General features: G+C 68.3%; 11 protein-coding genes and 1 pseudogene. 3 read left to right on the forward strand and 9 right to left on the reverse strand.

The features are described from left to right. Positions 1-88: 88 nt before the first annotated feature. From CSW63_RS18090 to CSW63_RS18115, 6 genes are all read right to left on the reverse strand, one after another. Complete coding sequence (locus CSW63_RS18090) at positions 89-496, reverse strand: cytochrome c (protein WP_062093961.1); 408 nt, start codon at positions 494-496, stop codon at positions 89-91. Between the two features lie 14 nt (positions 497-510). After that, positions 511-2,106: a flavin monoamine oxidase family protein gene (locus CSW63_RS18095; protein WP_062093962.1), complete on the reverse strand. Its 1,596-nt coding sequence runs from the start codon at positions 2,104-2,106 to the stop codon at positions 511-513. Between the two features lie 166 nt (positions 2,107-2,272). Beyond that, positions 2,273-3,922 (reverse strand): ATP-binding protein, encoded by a 1,650-nt coding sequence (locus tag CSW63_RS18100; protein ID WP_246842034.1) that lies wholly within the window; start codon positions 3,920-3,922, stop codon positions 2,273-2,275. 148 nt (positions 3,923-4,070) lie between these two features. Then, positions 4,071-4,577: an FKBP-type peptidyl-prolyl cis-trans isomerase gene (locus CSW63_RS18105; RefSeq protein WP_062093964.1), complete on the reverse strand. Its 507-nt coding sequence runs from the start codon at positions 4,575-4,577 to the stop codon at positions 4,071-4,073. A 237-nt stretch (positions 4,578-4,814) separates the two neighbouring features. Beyond that, entirely contained in the window at positions 4,815-5,471 is a 657-nt protein-coding gene (locus CSW63_RS18110) for a response regulator transcription factor (protein WP_062093965.1), read from the reverse strand. After that, positions 5,468-7,627 (reverse strand): ATP-binding protein, encoded by a 2,160-nt coding sequence (locus CSW63_RS18115; protein WP_062093966.1) that lies wholly within the window; start codon positions 7,625-7,627, stop codon positions 5,468-5,470. The genes CSW63_RS18110 and CSW63_RS18115 overlap by 4 nt, the downstream gene beginning before the upstream one ends. Positions 7,628-7,873: 246 nt before the next feature. Here CSW63_RS18115 and CSW63_RS18120 point away from each other — a divergent pair, with 246 nt between their 5' ends. Beyond that, positions 7,874-9,463 carry a DUF5597 domain-containing protein gene (locus tag CSW63_RS18120; RefSeq protein WP_062093967.1) on the forward strand — a complete coding sequence of 530 codons (1,590 nt, stop codon included), beginning with the start codon at positions 7,874-7,876 and terminating at the stop codon, positions 9,461-9,463. A 68-nt stretch (positions 9,464-9,531) separates the two neighbouring features. Here CSW63_RS18120 and CSW63_RS18125 read toward each other — a convergent pair whose 3' ends face one another. The 3 genes from CSW63_RS18125 to CSW63_RS18135 form a co-directional block, all read right to left on the reverse strand. Further along, entirely contained in the window at positions 9,532-11,217 is a 1,686-nt protein-coding gene (locus CSW63_RS18125) for a glycoside hydrolase family 43 protein (protein WP_062093968.1), read from the reverse strand. Between the two features lie 142 nt (positions 11,218-11,359). After that, positions 11,360-12,517 carry an endo-1,4-beta-xylanase gene (locus CSW63_RS18130; protein WP_168193688.1) on the reverse strand — a complete coding sequence of 386 codons (1,158 nt, stop codon included), beginning with the start codon at positions 12,515-12,517 and terminating at the stop codon, positions 11,360-11,362. Positions 12,518-12,662: 145 nt separating this feature from the next. Next, positions 12,663-15,890: a TonB-dependent receptor gene (locus CSW63_RS18135; protein WP_099503111.1), complete on the reverse strand. Its 3,228-nt coding sequence runs from the start codon at positions 15,888-15,890 to the stop codon at positions 12,663-12,665. A 455-nt stretch (positions 15,891-16,345) separates the two neighbouring features. Between CSW63_RS18135 and CSW63_RS18140 the strand changes: the two genes are divergently transcribed. After that, complete coding sequence (locus CSW63_RS18140) at positions 16,346-17,854, forward strand: tryptophan halogenase family protein (protein WP_062093971.1); 1,509 nt, start codon at positions 16,346-16,348, stop codon at positions 17,852-17,854. Beyond that, a pseudogene (locus tag CSW63_RS18145) lies at positions 17,851-18,974 on the forward strand (tryptophan 7-halogenase). The gene CSW63_RS18140 and the pseudogene CSW63_RS18145 overlap by 4 nt, the downstream one beginning before the upstream one ends. The last annotated feature ends 62 nt before the right edge of the window (positions 18,975-19,036 follow it).

A 19,036-nucleotide genomic window follows, 5' to 3' on the forward strand; every position in this document is an offset into this window, starting at 1 on the left:
CGGAGGGGGCTAACGCGGCTTTCGCCCAGCTCGCCCCCTCAGTCACTCCGTGACAGCTCCCCCGCATCGCGGGGGAGCATCTTTATGGCTAATGCCCCCCAGCCGCCGGCGGCTTGGCGAACTTGGCCACATCCGCTTCCGTCACCGGCTTGGCGTAGCTGTTGCCGAAGTGGGTGCGGACATAGGTCACCGCCTCGGCCATCTGGGCGTTGCTCAGCATGCCGGCGAAGCCTGGCATGGCGCCCTGCCCGCGCGCCACGACCATGATCGGATAGGCCGCGCCCGCCAGTTTCGGGTTCGAGGCCAGGGCGGGGATGGTCCCCGCGCCCACGGCGCCCTTGGCGTCCGCCATGTGGCAGGCCTGGCAGACCGCGCCATAGACCTGCTCGCCGGTGACGGGCTTTTCGACCCGCACGACCCCACCACTGGTGTCCTGGGCCAAGGTGGCGGCCGGCAGGGTCATCAAGGCGCCGGCCACAAGAAGAAGCATCCGCATGTCAGGGCTCCCGATCAGGCGCTCAGGGCGCGTTTGTGCAGGCGGCTGATGGCGTCGATGGACGACAGCAGCGCCCCCTCCATCCAGCAGCCGACATAGGAGGCGTGCTCGCCGGCCAGCACGATCCGGCGGTCCATGGCCACCAGGGTCTGGTAGTGCTCCTTGCGCGTCTCCTCGTTCCAGCGGGCGCAGCAGCCCAGGCTCCAGGGCACGCGGCTCCAGGCCACCGAGGCGCCGGTGCGGAACTCCTTGCGGTAGCTGCCGGGGTGGATCACCGAGCCCTGCGCCAAGGCCGCCTCGATCCGCTGCTCAGGCGTCATGCCGGCCAGGCGGAAGGCGCCGAGGTCGCGGGCGAAGGCGCCCAGCAGCACCGCCGGACCGTCCTGGAACATGTTGTTGTTGGGATAGGAGATCAGGCTGATCTCCTGGTCGGTGAAGCTGTGGCCGCCGTAGATGAAGTCGTCCTCCTCCCAGAAGCGGCGCTTCATCTCCAGGCCGATCTTGACCTGGCCCGAATAGGGCACGGCCTTGATGGCGGCCATCATCTCGTCGGTCACGGCCAGATCCATCTGGCCCAGGATGCCCAGCGGGATCGTACAGACACACCAGTCGCCCTTGGCCTCGACGACCTTGCCGGTGACGGTGTCGGCGTAGGTGACGACCACGCCCTTGTCGTCCTGGGCGATCTTGCTGACCTTGGCGTTGTAGGTGATCAGGCCCTCGACCTGCTTGGCGAAGGCCTTGCCGATCATGTCCATGCCGCCCACCGGCTGGAACATGGTGGTCTGCATCTCGTGGCCCATGAAGAAGGCCATCGACGTCCAGACCTGCGGGTCCAGGACGTCATGCAGGCTGTAGAGATCGTCCGACGGGATCGGCGCGCCGTCCACCCCGCCGCCGCCCGGCCGCTTGAAGCCCCGGTGCGAGGAGGCCCGCAGCGAGGCCGAGTAGCGGTAGTCCTTGTCCAGCATGCCCCAGCCTTTGAGGGCTGCGAGCAGGCGGTCGCGATCCTCCTGGGTGACCGCGTCGTCCAGCGCCTTGGCGTTGACCGACTTGGCCAAGAGCTCGGCGATGTTGCCCTCGAAGTCGGCGGCGGCGGCGTTGAAACGCACCGGCTTGCCGCCGAAGGCCTGGGACGAGTGGACCCAGCCCGAATGGTTGAACTGGATGAACGGCTCCAGGGCCACGCCGAACTGTTTGCAGTAGTGCAGCAGGGTCCGGTGGTGGTGCGGAATGCGCCAGGGGCCGGGGTTGAAGTAGTTGCCGGCCGCATAGCCGACCTTCTGGGTTGCGCCGCCCAGCTCGGTATAGGTGTCGCCCCCGCGAAGGGACCAATTGCGGCCGCCGGGGCGGTTCTGGAACTCCAGAATCTGGACCTTGTAGCCGGCCTTGCGCAGCTCGAACGCCGCCAGCATACCCGCCAGGCCCGCGCCCAGCACGATGACGCTGGCCCCCGGCCGCGCGCCTTGCAGGTTGGGCGGGCCGTGGAACTGGGTCTCGGCCGCGTGGCCCAGGGACGTCATCGCCTGATACAGCGCGGCCGTGCCGCCGACCTTGGCGATGGCCGAAAGAAGCTGACGCCGCGTTGGCGTTCCAGCGCCCGATTGCATGAACTCGTACCCCCGTCGAACCGCCGACAGGGGCGGTGTGGAGGCAGCAGCGCACGGGAGGTCGGGCCTCGGCGAGTCTCGGCGCCGCAATGCAGCGACGCTTGGCGGTCAGGCGCCGAATTATCGGCGCCCTGAGCGTCCAGTTGCGCGCGAAGCAGGCGCCGGCCTAGCGCACCACCCGCAGGGTCGGTTTGTCGCCCGTGGCCTGAATCAAGGGAACGGTGAAGTGGAAGCTGGACCCCTCGCCCGGCGTCGAGCGCACGCCGACCGTCCCGCCCATCAGCTCGACCAGCTCGCGGCAGATGGCCAGCCCAAGTCCCGCCCCGTCATGGACGCGGGTCATCGAGGTGTCGACCTGGGAAAAGGTCTTGAAGAGATCTGGCAGATGCTCGGGCGCGATGCCCAGGCCGGTGTCCTCGACCTCGAAGCGCAGACCGATCTTGCCCCCTCGGCGCACCCGCACCGTGACCGAGCCTTCGTCGGTGAACTTCACGCCATTGGCCACCAGATTGCCCAGCACCTGGCGCAGCCGCACCGGGTCGCCGGTCCAGCGGCCCCGCAGTTCGGGGTCGATGTCGGTGACCAGCGCCAGGCCCTTGGCGGCGGCGGCGCCCGAAAAGGCCGCGCAGGACGCCTCGACCAGACCGGCCAGGTCGAACACCTCGGCGCGCAGACGCACCCCGCCATGCTCCAGCCGGGCGATGTCCAGAATGTCGTTCAGCAGCGCCAGCAGCGCCCGGCCGGACTCCTCGAGGATCCGCAAGCGCTTGGCCTGGGGCTCGGACAGGGTGTCGGCCGCCATCACCTGGGCCATGCCCAAGACCCCGTTCAGCGGCGTGCGGACCTCGTGGCTCATATTGGCCAGAAAGCGGGTCTTGGCCGCGTCGGCCGCCTCGGCGGCTTCCTTGGCGGCGACCAGGGCCAGGCGGCTGGCCTCCATACTGGCCAGGGCCTCGGCCACGCGCTGCATCAATACCGCCCCGGCGATGGTCAGCACCAAGAAGCCGACGATGATCAACGGCGCGATGCTGCGGATCAGGGACAGGCCAGGGTTCTGAGGCGACCAGGCGAACGCGCCGATAGGCTTGCCGTCCATGTCGGTCAGGACGACGCGGGGACCTCGCTCCGGCGCTCCCTTCAGCAGCGTCAGCCCCTTGAAGCCCATATCGGCGGCGAACTGACGGACGAACGCCTCGTCCATGCGGCGGGCGCTGACCACCACGGCCTGCGGTCCGCCATACAGCGCGGCCACCCGAGCGCTTTCGGGCGTGATCGAGGCCAGGGCCACGAGATAGACCGCTCCGTCGACGCGCATCAGACCCATACGAGTCACCTCGCCGGCCGTGCTCAGTCGCCCCGCCCGCCGGGCCGCCCGCGCCTTGTCGCCGATCTCCGAGACGAACCGGGCCGTGGCGGCGGGAAACGCCCCCATGGTTTCGGGCGCGGCGCGTTGCCCCTCTCGTGCGGCGTAGACCACCTGACCCGCAAGAACAACGAAGGTCAGATCGTGGTCGAACTGCTGGTGGTAGTAAGCGCCAAAATTCGTATCGGCCCAGGCTTGGTCGACCCTCGGTCCGATCGCCTGATAGGCGGCGTCCCAGACGGTAGCCGAGGTCACCTCGCGCTCCATCCGGTCGAGCGTGCGCGTAAGGCCTCGCGTCGCCAGGGCGATGTCGTCGGCGGTGTCGGTGCGGTCGACCTGGTGGGCGGCCTGCAACATCAGCGCCAAGGCGCCGAGAACCGAAACCAGGACCAGCACGGCGGCGGCGCCGACGATCCCGAAGATCAGTCGCGTCGGCCGCGCGTCGAGCCGCATCGCTGATAAGGTTTCCCGCCCCATGCCTTACCCTGCGCGAGGACCGGATACCATGATACGCGACCTGTGGTCGCAGACCCAAGGCGCCGCAAGGCGAGCGGCCGCCTTCAACCCCGCGACGCTACCCGTTTTGAGCACGACTGATGGGTCAATCCACCGCCAGCATACCCTCCAGCTTCAGGCGGAAGACCAGGGTGCTGTCGGGCGGGATCTCGCCAAGATCGCGCGAGCCGTAGGCCAGCTCGGGCGGGATGAAGAGCATCCACTCGTCGCCGACCTTCATCTTCGGCAAGGCCTCCAGCCAGCCTTGGATCAGGCCGTCGGCAGGCATGATCGCCGCCTTGCCGCGCGCGAAGCTCGAGTCGAAGACCGTGCCGTTCAACAGCTTGCCCTCGTAGTTGACCTTGACGATGTCGCCCAGCTTCGGCGACGGGCCGTCCTTGGGGCCCGAGGCGATGACCTTGTACTGCAGGCCCGACGGCAGGCTGACCACGCCCGGCGCCTTGGCGTTGTTGGCGAGGAAGGCCTTGCCGGCCGTCGCGGCGGCCGACGGACCGGCGTTCAGCTGCGGCGGCGCCGACGGCGTGACCTGGGCATGGGCGGCGCCGGCGGCGGCGAGAACGGCCGTGACGGCGAGGGAAGCAAAGAGGCGCATGGGTCTTTCGAGGTTCGATTCCGGTGTCGGCACCGTAGCCATCCTTGACCCGAACTTCGCGGCGAAAATTTGCGCGCCCTGCTCCGACCTCCCCGGCGAATGCCGGGGCCCAGATCGAACCCACGAGCACTCGACAAGCGGACAGGTCGCGTCTCGGATCAACTCAAACTGGTCAAAATGAATCTGGGCCCCGGCATTCGCCGGGGAGATCGGGGTTTTAGCGCGCGCTCCATCCCCCTAAACCAGCCCCCGTCGCTGCGCCTCCAAGGCCGCCTCGGCGCGGGAGCAGATGTTGAGCTTGCGGTAGATCGCCTTGACGTAGCCGGCGACGGTGAGCTCGGTGACGCCCATCACCTTGGCCGCCTCGCCCGAACGCAGGCCCCGGCCGATCAGGCGCAGCACCTCGGTCTCGCGCGGGGTCAGGGCCGCTTCGGGCTCGACCGCGGCCAGCGGCGCGGGGCGGGCGCGGAAGTAGTCCAGCATCCGGCGGGCCACGGCCGGCGACAGCGGCGTTTCGCCTGCTTCCAGCCGGCGCAGGTAACGCACCAGCTCCTCGCGCCCCATGTCCTTCAGCAGATAGCCGCCCGCCCCCGCCGCGATGGCGTCGAACAGGTGGGCGTCGTCGGCGTAGATGGTCACGACCACCGAGCGCGTGGCGCCGCCCGAGCGTTCGGCGAGATCCCGCAGGAAGTCGACGCCGCGACCATCCGGCAGGGCCAGGTCCACCAGAGCCAGGTCCGGGGGACCGCCGCCGTCCAGGAACGACCGCGCCTCGGCCAGATCGCCCGCGCCCCGCGCGACGACCCCCGGAAAGGCTTCGGACAGCGCCGCCAGCAGATGCTCGCGGGTCTCGGCCTGGTCTTCGAGGACAAGCGCGGTTTCGGGGGAACTCATGCGGCGGCGCTCACCTCAAGGGGGGCGGAAAGACGGATGGTCAGACCTTGCTCGGCCGGCGGAATCTCGACCTCGCCGCCGATCTCGCCCAGGCGGCGTTCCAGATTGGCCAGGCCGCTGCGGCGCCCGCCCGGCGCATCGGGCAGCCCGACGCCGTCGTCGGCGATCGTCACCGCCAGGCGCCCTTCAGCCTCGCGCACGTCCACGCTGACGCGCGTCGCGCCGGCGTGGCGGATGGCGTTGGAGATCACCTCGCGCACGGCCGAGGTCAGGTTCTTGTAGACGCGATAGGGCGCGGTGCGATCGGGGTCGACCAGCTCCACCGGCGGCCAGTCCAGGGCGATCCCGGCGGCCTCAAGACGCTCGGCGGTTTCGTGGCGAAGATCGGCCAGCACCGCCTCCAGCGGCAGGTCGCGGCCCGACAGGCCCGAGACGATCGAGCGCAGATCGCCGATCGCCCCGCGCATGGCCTCTCGGGTCTGGGAAAGGTCATGGCGATGCAAGCCCGACAGCAGCCGCGCGCCGACGTCGTCGTGCAGATCGCGGGCGATGCGCAGGCGCTCCTCGATCACGCCCCGGGCATAGGCGTCCCGGCCCTGCTCGATCTGGGCGAGCAAGCTCACCAGCTGGTCGGCGAGCTGCGCCTGGGCCGTACCGAACAGGCCCCTGCCACGGAAGGGAAAGCGCAGGTCCAGCGCCGTCGATCCTGCGGCGGCGGGCAGGCCCAGGCCCACGCCCTCCTCCAGGATTTCGGCCCGGACGCGGCCGGCGGCGCTGGGCGCGACCTCAAGCGGCTCGTAGACCTTGGCCAGCAGGTCACGCCAGGCCTTGGCCCGCGCCTCGACGTCATGCACCAGGGCCACCTGAGCCACGGCGGCGAACATCTCGTGCTCCTTCATCGTCCGCCGGCCCAGGGTCAGCCGCCACAAAAGATCACGGAACGGCAGGTAAGCGAAGGCCACGACCAGCAGCGACACCCCCAGCGCCGCGCCCGGCGCCGCGCCGAGAGCGGTGATCAACAGCCCATCGACCGCCAGCAGCGCCGCGCCGGCGCTGATGTAGAACAGGATCCGGAACGCCCACTGGTCCAGCTCGAACAGCCGGTAGCGGCGCAGGCCCACGGCCATGCCGACGTAGATGACGACGAAAAAGCCCAGCGAAAAGCGACTGTCCAGGAAGGGCTCGCGCCCCAGGGCGATCGGCAGGGCGACATTGCCGATGAACGCCCCCGCGCCCAGGATCACCGACAGCCCGAGCCAGCGGGCGGCGGCCATGGCGGCGGGGTTCTTGCGGCTGGCGAAGGCCTGGACGCCGATGGCGACGATGATCAGGGCCATCTCGAGGGTGGTCACAGACTGGCCTGTGCTCTCCAGCGGCGGGTTACCGGGCAAGAGCGGCGTCAGCGCCCAGACCAGCACGCAGAGCGGGACCAGCCAGGCCACGGGCAGCCGCGTGACCCGGGTCGGATAGACAAGGAAGAAGGCGATCATGGCCCCGCCATAGGCCACTGCGCCCACCATGTTCAGCAGGTGCGCGCCAGACGCCATCGCCCCGTCGGCGACCAGTTCGACGCTAGCGTTGACCGCCCAGCCGAAAGTGAAGGCCAGCATCGACAGGCCGGTCAGGGCGAAGAGCTGGGTGGCCAGGTCTCGCGGCCGCAGGGCCCATACCCAGCCGACGATCAGGGTGGCGATCAGGCCAAAGGCCAGGTTGGCCCAGAACTCCGCGCCCAGCCGGTTCAGCGGCCGCACGCGCTCGTCGAGGGTCGCCACGCGCTGGGCGCCATCTGCGCTCGCCAGACGCAGGACGGGGGGGCGCGCCGACAAGGCCTCGGCCAAGGCGGCCTGCCGACGGCTCATGTCGCGATGCGCGCGCTCAGTGGCGGCCTGCTCGAAGGCGCCGGTGTCCTGGGCTCTTAGAAGCGGCGCGGTCAGGTCCGCGCCGATCCCCGCCAGCCGGTCACCGACCTTGGCGCCGGCCCGCGCCAAGGGACCATCCGGAACCAGCTTGGCGATGACCACCGCCCCGTCGGCCCGCGCCTGAAAGCGCGCCCCCAGCCAAGGCGGGCTGATCGCCATCCACACGCCGGCAAGGGCCGTCGCCACGCACAGCAGCACGACGCCGAGCAACAGGGTGGTGGGGGATGAGACGCGCATACGATCCAAAGCTTGGGGCAGGACAAGCTTTCCGGCAACTCTCATGGAACACCGTTACCCGCGCACCCCCCAGAACTGGGGGTTGCGTGGGGTGCGGAAAGGGCGTTCGGCCATCCCCCCCTTCTCCCCTGGCTGAAAAAGATCGATGTCCGATCATACGCGCCGACGATACCGGTAACATTTTTTGCCGCTCAGACCTCTTTGACAATTGATCTTACGGGTGGCGCAACGTCATCTGATCTCGCCATGCGTTGTCTCACCACCACCCTCGCCGCCCTGCTCCTGGGCCTCTCCGCCGCGTCCGCTCACGCCGAGCCCGCGCCTCGGATCGCCAAGATCGACGGCCTCCATCGCCTGCTGGTCAATGACAAGCCGTACCTGATCCTGGGCGGCGAGCTGGGCAATTCCTCGAGCTCGGACCTGAAGGACCTGTCGGGCCACTGGGCGGTGATGAAGGCCGCCAACCTCAACACCGTGTTGGCCCCGGTCGCCTGGGAGCAGGTCGAGCCGGTCGAGGGCAAGTTCGACTTCACGGTGCTGGACGGCATGATCCAGCAGGCCCGCGCCCACGACATGCGGCTGGTTCTGCTGTGGTTCGGGGCCTGGAAGAACAGCATGTCGACCTACACGCCGGCCTGGGTGAAGCGCGACCCGGCCCGGTTTCCCCACGCTCGCACGGCCGAGGGCAAGGCGGTTGAGATCCTCAGCGCCTCCTACCCGGCCACACGGGACGCCGACGCCAAGGCCTTCGCCGCCATGATGGCCCATCTGAAGGCCGTCGACGGCGACAAACGTACGGTTCTGATGATCCAGGTCGAGAACGAGATTGGCATGCTGCCGCAGGCGCGCGACCGCACCGAGGCCGCCAACGCCGACTTCAACAAGCCCGTGCCGGCCGCCGCCCTCAAGGCGCTGGGCGGCCAGATCAAGGGCAAGATGTCCGGGACCTGGGAAGAGGTGTTCGGCGCATCTCTGGCCACGGACGAGCTGTGGCAGGCCTGGACCTTCGGCCGCTATGTCGAGGCTGTGACGGCGGCGGGGAAGAAGGCCTACGACCTGCCCATGTACGTCAACGCAGCCCTGCCCCGACCGGGCGCGGTTCCGGGCGGCTATCCCAGCGCCGGCCCCCTGCCCCACCTGATCGACCTGTGGCGCGCGGCCGCGCCGTCCTTGGACATGCTGTCGCCCGACATCTACTATCCGGACTTCACCAAGTGGATGCCGCCGTACGATCGGCCCGACCAGCCGCTGTTCATCCCCGAGGCCGACCAGGCCGGCAAGACGCCCGCCCCGGGCAACGCCTTCTGGGCCATCGGCGAGCACGACGCGATCGGCTTCTCGCCCTTCTCGATCGAGAACCTGCCGCCCGAGGGCGTGAAGACCCTGGGCGCGGCCTATCGCCTGCTGGACCAGCTGACGCCCCTGATCACCACCCACGACGGCGGCAGGACCATGCGCGGCTTCCGTGCGCCGGTGGCCTATGACGGGACGATGGACCTGACGCCCCGCAAAGCCAGCTTCGGTCCCTGGGACGTCACGGTGACCGTGGTCGATCCCTGGACGCCCAAGGACGCCCAAGACCACGCCGCCCACGGCGGTCTGGTCATCCAGACGGGTCCGGACGCGTTCATCGTCGCCGGCCGGGGCATCACCCTGACCTTCGCCACGAAGGACGGGTCGGTGGGCCTGGAGACGGTGCGCGAGCTGCGCTTCGAGAACGGCCAGTGGGTCGACGGCCGCTGGCTGAACGGCGACCAGACCCACCAGGGCCGCCACATCCGCCTGCCGCCGACCGAGTTCGGGGTGCAGCGGGTGAAGCTGTATCGGTATCGGTGAGGGCGAGGGCGTTTCGCTGGTAAACCCGGTTCCCTCTCCCAAAGGGAGAGGGAACCTATAGGAAAGTCCTACTGCTCCGCCCCATGGGCGTAGACGCCCAGCATGGTCCCCACGAACCCGCCGGCGACCTTGGTGCTGAGCGTCGTGGCGTCAGCGCCCGCCTTCAGCGTCTTCCACTGGCCCGGCGCGGCGGCGTAGACGAAGTCCATGGCCCCGCCTCTTACGGCGATCTTGAGGTCGAGACCCTGCCCCGGCTTCAGCACCACAGGCGCCTGCGCCACTACCACGCCGTCGACCGGATCGCCCTTGCCCGTGCGCTTCTCGACTCGGACCACGATCTGGCCGCCAGCGCGCGCCAGGCCCACGAACCAGTAGAAGTCGTCGCTCTGCACCGCCACCAGGCCCGCCTTGTCACCGTCGACCCTGGGGTCGAAGCGGACGGTGGTGCTGACGCTGGCGTTCATGTGCTGCTGGCGGCGGGCCCAGATCGAGGGTTGCTCGTGGCCGCCCAGCCTGTCCTTGCGGGCCTCCAGGCTCAGCGCCCCGTCCTTGACGCTCCACCAGCGCGAAGTCGGGATGCGCATGGTCATCCAGTTCTTCGGCAGTTCGGGACCCGTGAAGGTTTCAGCCGCCTTGAACGGGCCTGAGGTCGGCGCCGTCTTCAGCGCCGGCAGCTTGGGCGCGTCGGCGACATAGGGGATGGTCTTGCCGTTCTCCAGGATCACCGGCCAGCCATCCTTCCACGCGACCGGCAGCAGGAAGGTCTCGCGCCCAGTGTTGTAGCGATCATCGCCGTAGGGGCGGACCGCCAGGAAGGTCGCCCACCACTGGCCGTCGGGCGTGTCGACGATGTCGGCGTGGCCCGCCGAGGTGATCGGCAGCGGGCGGTCGCGCGGCAGGTCGCGCTGGGTCAGGATCGGATTATCCGTATACGGAATATAAGGACCGGTGACCGACTTCGAGCGCAGCACCACTTGGCTGTGGCCCTCTGCCGTGCCGCCCTCGGCGGCGGTCAGATAGTACCATCCATCCTTCTTCAGGATATGCGGCCCCTCGGGCCAGATCGGCTTGGCGGCGGGGTTGACGCCCTTGTCCAGCAGCACCTTGGCCGGGCCGATGGTCTTCTGGGTCTTCGGATCATACTCGCGGATCCAGATGGCGCGGTGGCCGGGATATTCGGCGGGACCTGGTGGCTCGTCATTATTGAGGATCCAGGCGCGGCCGTCGTCGTCGAAGAAGATCGACGAGTCGATGCCGCCGACGTCGGGCAGCCAGACCGGGTCCGACCACGGCCCCTTCGGGTCCTTGGCGGTGATCAGGTAGTTGCCGCCGCAGTCGACGCAGGTGTTGAGGATATAGAAGGTTCCCTGGTGCTCCTGGATCGCCGGGGCGAACACCGCGCGCGACAGGCCCAGGCGCTTGAAGTCCAGCATGCCGGGCCGGTCGATGGCGTTGCCGATCTGCTCCCAGTGGACGAGGTCGGTGGAGTGGAAGATCGGCAGGCCCGGGAACCAGGCGAAGGTCGAGTTGACCAGATAGAAGTCCTTGCCCGCCCGCGTCACGCTGGGATCGGGATAGAAACCCTGAACGATCGGGTTGCGGTATTGGCCCGGCCCGGCCTTGACCACGTCGGACGGGTCGGAGCCCTCGTAGACGAAGTTGCTGAACCGGGCGGTCTGGGGCGCGGCCTGGGCTGTGTGCGGCGCCAGCGCGGGGGTGGCCAACAGAGCCAATATCATTGCCGTTCGGATCATCCGCCTTACTCCTCCCGACCTTCCCGGCGAATGCCGGGACCCAGATGCATCCCGGGTGTAGGCCGTCCTTGAACTGCATGAGCTTTACGATCTGGGCCCCGGCATTCGCCGGGGAGATCGGGTTTTTGATGGTGTAAAAGCCCTACCGCGCCGGCGCAGCCCTCAGCGCCGCCGCCACCGCCTCGCGTAGCGGCTTGGGCTGGTAATTGTCGTCATAGAGGGTCGGGCGCTTGGGCTTGCCGTCCTGGCGCAGCCAGCGGCCCTGCAGCCACGAGTACTTGTCGATCATGCCCCAGGCCAGGACCTCCTTGGTCTGGCGATAGCTGAGCATCTGGTCGAGGAAGGCCTTGGCGTAGGCCGCCACCGCCGCGTCGCGTGAACCGAAGTCGTAGGGCAGGCCCTTGTCGTGAACGTCGAACTCGGTGACGAGCAGATCATAGCCCATACCGGTGACGTCGTTCAGGAAGGCGGTCCATTCCTTTTCCTGCGGCTTGCCGAAACCGGTGAAGCTGTCCTCGTTCGCCGCGCCAATGTGGCTCTGGACGCCCAGGGCGTCGACCGGCGTGCCGCGTTTCCTGAAGCCTTCCAGCAGCTTGAGCACGCCGTAGCGGTGCTTCTCGTTGCCAACCTCCTGGCTCATATAGTCGTTGTAGACGAGGCGGGCCTTGGGCGCGGCTTCGCGGGCGACGTGGAACGACAGGTCTAGCACCTCTTCCTTGCCCATGGCGTCGGACAGGAAGGTCGAGCGGATCGAACCGTCGGCCGGGTCGACCGTCTCGTTGATCACGTCCCACGAGATCATCTGCGGATAGCGCCGGCACAGGGCCTGGATGTGCTCGGTGACCATCCTGGCGGCCGCCTGCGCGGGCCTGGGCCCGAAGTCGTAGCCCTTCACCCAGTTCGGGAACCATTGCGGATGATGCCAGATCAGGGTGTGGCCACGCAGGGCCTGGCCGTTGGCCTTGGCGAATTCGGCGACGCGGTCGGCGCGCTCGAAGTCGAAGGACTGCGGCCCACGCGCCCGGACCACGTACCACTTCAGCTCGTTCTCGGGCACGAGCACGCCGCACTCGCGGATCAGGATCTCCCGGTGCCGGGCGTCCTCGAACGGACCGGTCGTGGCCCCACGCGGACCGGCCGGGACGGCGCTACCGAACTGGACCCCCTTGGCCTTGGCCAACTCGCGCAGCGACGGTCCTTCCGCGGCCAGGGCGGGCCCCGCTAGGGCGCCGGCGGCGCCGACGGCGAGAAGGTCGCGGCGAGAGAAGGTCATGACACGCGCTCCAAGAAAAACGCGCACCGTCTTGGGGAAACGATGCGCGTGGAAGTCGGCAGGAGTAACCGAGCCCCGCCGCCGGTCTTCCGAAACGGAAGAAAGACCCAGGCGAAACCCCTCCGTGATCCCCGGCCCGAAGCGAGCGCTCCGGGCCAGTTCTCAGCGGAACTTAGAAGCTGGCGCGCAGCACCACTGTGTAGCGACGGTCGTTCATGAACCACGAGCGACCGGTGGTGAGCAGCTTGTTGTCCAGCACCTGGGTGGTCCGGGTGACCTCGTTGAGCAGGTTCACGCCCTGCACCCCGATTTTCACCTTCGGATTGACCGTGTAGAACACCGAGCCGTCCAGCTGGCCGGTAGCCTCGTTCATGATCGGCGCATACGGGATGATCACGTCGCGAACGGTCAGCAGGAACTTCGAGCGCCAGTTGTAGGCCAGACGGGCCGAAATCTTGCCCTTCTCGTAGATGGCCGCGAAGTTGGCGTTGTGCTTGGAAAGGCCCTGCAGCGGCAGCAGGCTGGTGTCGATGTTGGCGACACGGCCGGCGGCCACGTCGGGGTCGGTCGCCGACAGCGTCGACTGCTTCACACCCGAGCTCTTGATGTAGCTGTAGTTGGCGTTGATGCCGAACCCGTCCAGCGGCTTGGGCAGGAAGTCGTAGAACTGCTGGTAGCCGATCTCGAAGCCCTGGATCTTGGCCTTGTCGGGCGAGTTCACCGGGGTGGTGACCGCCACGTCGAAGGTCGCGCCGTTGTTGGTGAACGGCACCCGGGCCGAGCCGTTGGTGATGACGTTGGTCAGGTCCTTGTGGAACACCGCCATCGTCAGCGAGCCGACCGACGCGAAGTACCATTCGGCCGACAGGTCGATGTTGGTTGACTCGATCGGCTTCAGCTTCGGATTGCCCACCGTGGTGGTGCCCGAGGGGACGCCGTTCGAGATGCCGTCGGCGTTGGTGTTGGTGGTCAGGTTGAAGTAGTTGCGGACCAGACCGATATCCGGCGGCGTCAGGGTCTTGGAGACGCCCAGACGGAACTGCCAGCCGTTCGGCATGGCCAGCTTGGCGTTGAAGCTGGGCAGCAGATAGTCGTACGAGGCCGAGGCGTCGTTCTTGACCAGCGCGCCGTTGGCCCACTGACGCAGCTGCGCGCGGACCGTCGGCGAGACCGCCGTACAGATCAGCGGCGGCACGTCCGGCGGCGTGAACACCTGCGAGCAGGTGGCTTCGCTGATCACCGAGCTTGACAGCGGGAAGGCCAGATAGCCGGAGGCCTGGCGCTCGGTCTTGGTGTAGCGCAGGCCGATATTGCCGGTCAGGCGGATGTCGCCGTCAAAGTCATGCTTGAAGCGGGCCATCAGGTAGACGGCCTTGTTGACCTCGTTGACCGGGTTCACTTCGTTCGGACGGAACGGCGTGCCGGCGGTGACGCCGCAACGCTGGGCCAGCGGGACCCAGTTCTGCGGGCAGCCGTCGCCGCCGTTGGTGGCGCGGAACTCCGAGCCGACCATCTTGGCGAACGCGGCCATGTCGGCGTAGTTGGCCGTGGTGCTCTGGTTGTAGAACGGACGCGCCTGGCTGCCGGTCGGCAGCGGCACCTGACCGCGGAAGAAGTTGTCGAAGCCGAACAGTTCGACGCGGCTGGAGCTGTCCTGCCCCGCCGTGCCCGGCAGGCCAGAACCGCCGGCGGTCGGGATGCCGTCGACCTTGTCGTTGAACCAGACCGGGCCGCCTTCACCCCAGATCTCGCTGAGCACGCCCCAGTTGTAGCTGGAGAAGCGGGTGGTCTGGTCACGCTCCGACCAGCGGACGCCGGCCTTGACCGAGTCCAGCCAGGTGCTGTCGTCGAACTTGTACTCGACATCGAAGCGCGCGGCGTCTTCCTGACCTTCCGATTGCTCGATGTGGTCCATGGCCGAGCGCCAGAACGAATTGTACGGGTCGCTGAAGCTGGCGTGCGTGCCCGTGAAGTAGGTCGGGCAGCTGGCGCTGGGCGCGCACGAGGCGACCGTGCCGTTGTTGCTGGGCGGCAGGAAGGTGAAGTCCGGCATGTCCTTGCCGTTCAGCTTCATCTGCAGGTTCTGGAACGACGAGCCCCAGATGCCGACGTCCAGGTTCTTCACCTTCGACGACACGTGCTGGTAGTCGAGCTGGACGCCCCAGTTGGCGTTGGGCGTCCACTTCAGGTTCGCGCCGAAATCCGAGGTGATGTAGGTCTGGTCGACATCACGACGGATGTTGTTCGATTGCAGACCGTCGATCGGCGTGCGGGGATCCGCGCCGTTCTGGTCCGAGCGCCAGCCGCTGGTGCCGGTGATCATGCCGTTGGTGAACACGCCGTCGCCGTCGAAGCTGAAGGTCGTGCCCGCCACCGGACGCGAGTCGCCGTTGCCCGCGACGTTGTCGGTGGCGATTTCGATCGCGTGCTCGGTCCAGGCCTGCTTAGAGTCCGACCGCAGATACTGCACCGTGGCCTGCAGGGTGCGGTCGGTGCTGCGCCACTGGACGGCGGCGGCCTGACCTTCGCGCTCGCGCTCGGTGGTGGTCGAGCGGAACGCCGCGCCGCGCGGGAACCACACGCCCTTCGTGCCATTGCCGCAGTCGGCCGGCGTCTGGCCCAGATTCGTGCGGCAGCCGAAGTTCGAGGCCTGGGTGCCGTCCGAACGGGTCCAGAGCTTGGAGTTGGTGTAGCTGGCCAGGACGCCGAACTCACCGACATTGGTCTCGAAACGGTCGCTGAACAGGCCCGTATAGGTCGGGGCCCACTTCTTGATCATGTCGCCGTAGCTGCTTTCGACCGACAGCGAGATGATCCGCTTGCTGGAGTCGAACGGCAGACGGGTGCGCAGGTTCACCGTGCCCGAGATGCCGCCTTCGATCAGGTCCGCCGAGGGACTCTTGAACACGTCGACGCCGCCCATCAGCTCGGCCGGGACGTCGGCGAACGACAGAGCGCGGCCGTTGTTGGCCGAGAAGGTGTCACGGCCGTTCAGCTCGGAACGGACGAAGTTCAGGCCGCGCACGACCACGCCCGAGCCTTCGACCGAGAAGTGGTCGGGGTCGACGCCGGCGGCGAAGCGGTTGATGGCCACGCCCGGAACGCGCTGCAGCGCTTCGGTGACCGAACGGTCCGGCAGGGCGCCGATGTCCTCGGCGGTGATCGAGTCGCCGATGATCTCGGACGACTGCTTCAGCTGCTGGCTGCTCTTGAGGCTCTGCTTGATGCTGGTGACGATGACCTGGTCGACCGTCTGATTGTCGGCCTTGTCCGCGGTCTGCGCCATGACCGGCGCGCCGACGACCAGCGCCCCCAGCGCCAGCACCGAGGCGCCGTACTTCAAGCGCGTTGAAAAGGAATTGCGTCCGCCCCCGGCGGACAGCCTGTTGGCCGTGCCCATTTAGTCCACCTCCCCTTTTGTTGTCTGGCAGCAAGGTAGCGCTACCATTGATCATGTTACCGCGATCATTTTGGTCAGATCACACGACCGACCGCAGATCGTCAAGCGTTGTCACAAACGCCCAAGTCGTTTAGCCCTAAGGAATGGGAACGTTACCATTTGGGGTAGTGGCGAGAGCCCGCACACGGGCCAGCGCGCCAATTCCCTGATCCTGGTCACCTCCCCATCCGTGGCCTGGCCACGCGATGTCCGGATTCTTGACTGTCCGGTGACAAAGACGATGACAACGAAAGACAGCGTTGTCAATTTATAGACTGAACGGCCGTGAACCAAACGCGCCGTCGATGTCGGGGGGAAGCATGATCAAGGCCCACGCGGTCCAGCCGCTGGTGGCGCACGCCGCGCGTGGCGCTCCGCCCTTTCCTATCCTCGACGCTCGATCCTAAGGTCGCGTCATGGAGCCCATCCGCAAGATCGTCATCGTCGGCGGCGGCACGGCCGGCTGGATGAGCGCCGCCGGCCTCGCCGCGGTGCTGAAGGGCCTGCCGGTCTCCATCGCCCTGGTCGAGTCGGCCGAGATCGGGACGGTCGGCGTCGGCGAAGCCACCGTGCCGCACATCCGCCACTTCAACGCCCGCCTCGGCCTCGACGAGGCCGACTTCATGCGCAAGACCCAGGCGACCATCAAGCTGGGCATCCAGTTCTGCGGCTGGGGCCGAAAGGGCGAAAGCTATATCCATCCCTTCGGCGCCTACGGCCACGCGATCGACGGCCTGCCCTTTCACCAGCACTGGCTGGCGGCCCGGGCGCGCGGCGAAGCCGGGCCGATCGAGGCCTACAGCCTGCCGATCATCGCCAGCCTGGCCGGCAAGTTCGCCCCGCCCTCGACCGATCCGCGCTCGCTGGGCTCGACCTTCAACTACGCCTACCAGTTCGACGCCGCCCTCTACGCCCAGTACCTGCGGGCCTATGCCGAGGCGCGCGGCGTCACCCGCACCGAGGGCAAGATCGCCAGCGTCCAGCAGCGCCCAGAGGACGGCTTCGTCACCGGCGTCACCCTGGAGGACGGCCGGATCGTCGAGGGCGACCTCTTCGTCGACTGCTCGGGCTTCCGGGGTCTGTTGATCGAGGGAGCCCTGCAGGCCGGCTATGAGGACTGGACCCGCTGGCTGCCGTGCGACCGCGCCGTCGCCGCCCCATGCGAGTCGGTCGAGCCGCCGACGCCCTACACCCGCGCCACCGCTGACCAGTACGGCTGGCGGTGGCGAATCCCGCTGCAACACCGCGTCGGCAACGGCCACGTCTACTGCTCCAGCTACATTGACGACGAAGACGCCGCCCGCGCCCTGGTCGAAAAGCTGGACGGCAAGCTGCAGCAGGACCCCCGCTTCCTGCGGTTCACGACCGGACGTCGCAAGAAGCAGTGGCTAAAGAACGTCGTCGCCGTGGGCCTGTCGTCAGGGTTCCTCGAGCCGCTGGAAAGCACCTCGATCCACCTGATCCAGGTGGCCATCACCACCCTGCTCGAACTCTTCCCGCACCAGGGCTGCGCCCAGGCCGACCAGGACGAGTACAACCGCGTGATGGACCTGGAGTTCGAGCGGATCCGCGACTTTCTGGTGCTGCACTACCACGCCAACCAGCGTGACGATTCCCCGTTCTGGATCGAGCGCCGCGAGGGGCCGATCCCCGACAGCCTGGCCTACAAGATGGTCCTGTTCCGCGAGCGCGGCGCGGTCGTCGGCTACAAGGACGGCTTCTTCCTCGAACCCTCATGGCTGGCGGTTTATTTCGGCCAGAACATCCTGCCGTCCGGCCACGACCCGCTGGTCGCGGCCAGCGATCCGGTCCGCACGACGCGGATCATGGCCGACCTCGCCGCCGCCGTGACCCGCACCGTCGACGCCATGCCGACGCACCAGTCGTTCCTGCGCTCGGTGGTCGATGCAGGGACGTCGGCATGAAGCGGGTCCTGATCGTCGGCGCCGGAATCGACGCCTGGATGACCGCCGCCGCCCTCGCCACCGCGACGAAGGGTCTGGCCGAGGTGGTCGTGGCCGAAACCGGTCCGCCGCCGGCTGGCCGCATCGCCGCCCTGCCCTCGCTCAGCGGCCTGCACGCCCGCTTGGGGCTCAGCGACGAGGCCCTGACGACGACGGCCCGGGCCAGACCCCGCCTGGCCGCCCGTTATGGCGCGACGATCGAGCCGTTCGGCGAGACCGGGCTGGCGATCGATGGCGTGGCCTTCCACCACCACTGGCTGGCCGCCGGTCGTCCGGGACCGCTCAGCGACTGGAGCCTGGCCGCCCAAGCGGCCGCGCGCGGCCGCTTCGCCCCGCCCAGCCCCGACCCGCGCTCGCCTCTGTCGACCCTGGGCTACGGGCTGACCCTGGACGCGGCGGGCTACGCCGAACTGCTCAAGCGCGTCGCGCTGAGCGCCGGGGCCGGGGTCGTCGACGACCGCCCCGACGCCGACTTCAAGATCGACGCCTCGGGCGCTGAGATGCTGCTCGTCGCGCACGAGCCGTGGACCGACTGGCGCGCCTGGCTGCCGAACGGTGTGGCCCTCTCAGACGACGGCCTGATCTCGACCTTCGCACCCGCCCCGGCCAAGACCGGTCGCATCGTCCGGGCCATGACCGGCGACACCGTGGCGGTCGGCGCCGCCTATGGCGCGATCGGCGGGGGGACGGCGGCGATCTGCACCTGCTGCAGGGCGACATCTCGCGCCTGATCGCCCTGTTCCCCACCGGTCCCGCCGCCGTGGCCGAGTACAACCGCCTGGCCGAGTCCGCCCTGGAGCGCGCCCGCGACATGGCCATCCTGCGCTGGGGCGACCTTGCGAACCCGCCCGCGACCCTGGCCCGCAAGATCGAGCAGTTCGAGAGCCGCGGCCGCGTGGTCACCTATGACGACGAGGCCTGGCCCGAAAGCGCCTGGATCCACGCCTTCCTGGCGCGCGGGATCATCCCCAGGCGCTGGGACCCGCTGGCGGATCGCCTCGGGGCGGAGCGCACGCGGGACATGCTGACTCGGATGAAGGCCATGCTGGAACAGACAGCGGGGGCGATGCCGCGTGTGTGAGCGCCCCCTCCGTTCCACCTTGTTTTCCGTGTCATCCCGGCCGCAGCGCGCAGCGCGGAGAG

This window comes from Caulobacter sp. FWC26 (genome assembly GCF_002742645.2).
Classification (GTDB): domain Bacteria; phylum Pseudomonadota; class Alphaproteobacteria; order Caulobacterales; family Caulobacteraceae; genus Caulobacter.

Excerpts from the sequence above, each read along its gene's own strand:
- CSW63_RS18125 (WP_062093968.1), bottom strand. The coding sequence starts at position 11,217 with ATGATCCGAACGGCAATGATATTGGCTCTGTTGGCCACCCCCGCGCTG.
- CSW63_RS18090 (WP_062093961.1), bottom strand. The coding sequence starts at position 496 with ATGCGGATGCTTCTTCTTGTGGCCGGCGCCTTGATGACCCTGCCGGCC.
- CSW63_RS18140 (WP_062093971.1), top strand. The coding sequence starts at position 16,346 with ATGGAGCCCATCCGCAAGATCGTCATCGTCGGCGGCGGCACGGCCGGC.
- CSW63_RS18105 (WP_062093964.1), bottom strand. The coding sequence starts at position 4,577 with ATGCGCCTCTTTGCTTCCCTCGCCGTCACGGCCGTTCTCGCCGCCGCC.
- CSW63_RS18110 (WP_062093965.1), bottom strand. The coding sequence starts at position 5,471 with ATGAGTTCCCCCGAAACCGCGCTTGTCCTCGAAGACCAGGCCGAGACC.
- CSW63_RS18120 (WP_062093967.1), top strand. The coding sequence starts at position 7,874 with ATGCGTTGTCTCACCACCACCCTCGCCGCCCTGCTCCTGGGCCTCTCC.
- CSW63_RS18095 (WP_062093962.1), bottom strand. The coding sequence starts at position 2,106 with ATGCAATCGGGCGCTGGAACGCCAACGCGGCGTCAGCTTCTTTCGGCC.
- CSW63_RS18100 (WP_246842034.1), bottom strand. The coding sequence starts at position 3,922 with ATGCGGCTCGACGCGCGGCCGACGCGACTGATCTTCGGGATCGTCGGC.
- CSW63_RS18115 (WP_062093966.1), bottom strand. The coding sequence starts at position 7,627 with ATGCGCGTCTCATCCCCCACCACCCTGTTGCTCGGCGTCGTGCTGCTG.
- CSW63_RS18135 (WP_099503111.1), bottom strand. The coding sequence starts at position 15,890 with ATGGGCACGGCCAACAGGCTGTCCGCCGGGGGCGGACGCAATTCCTTT.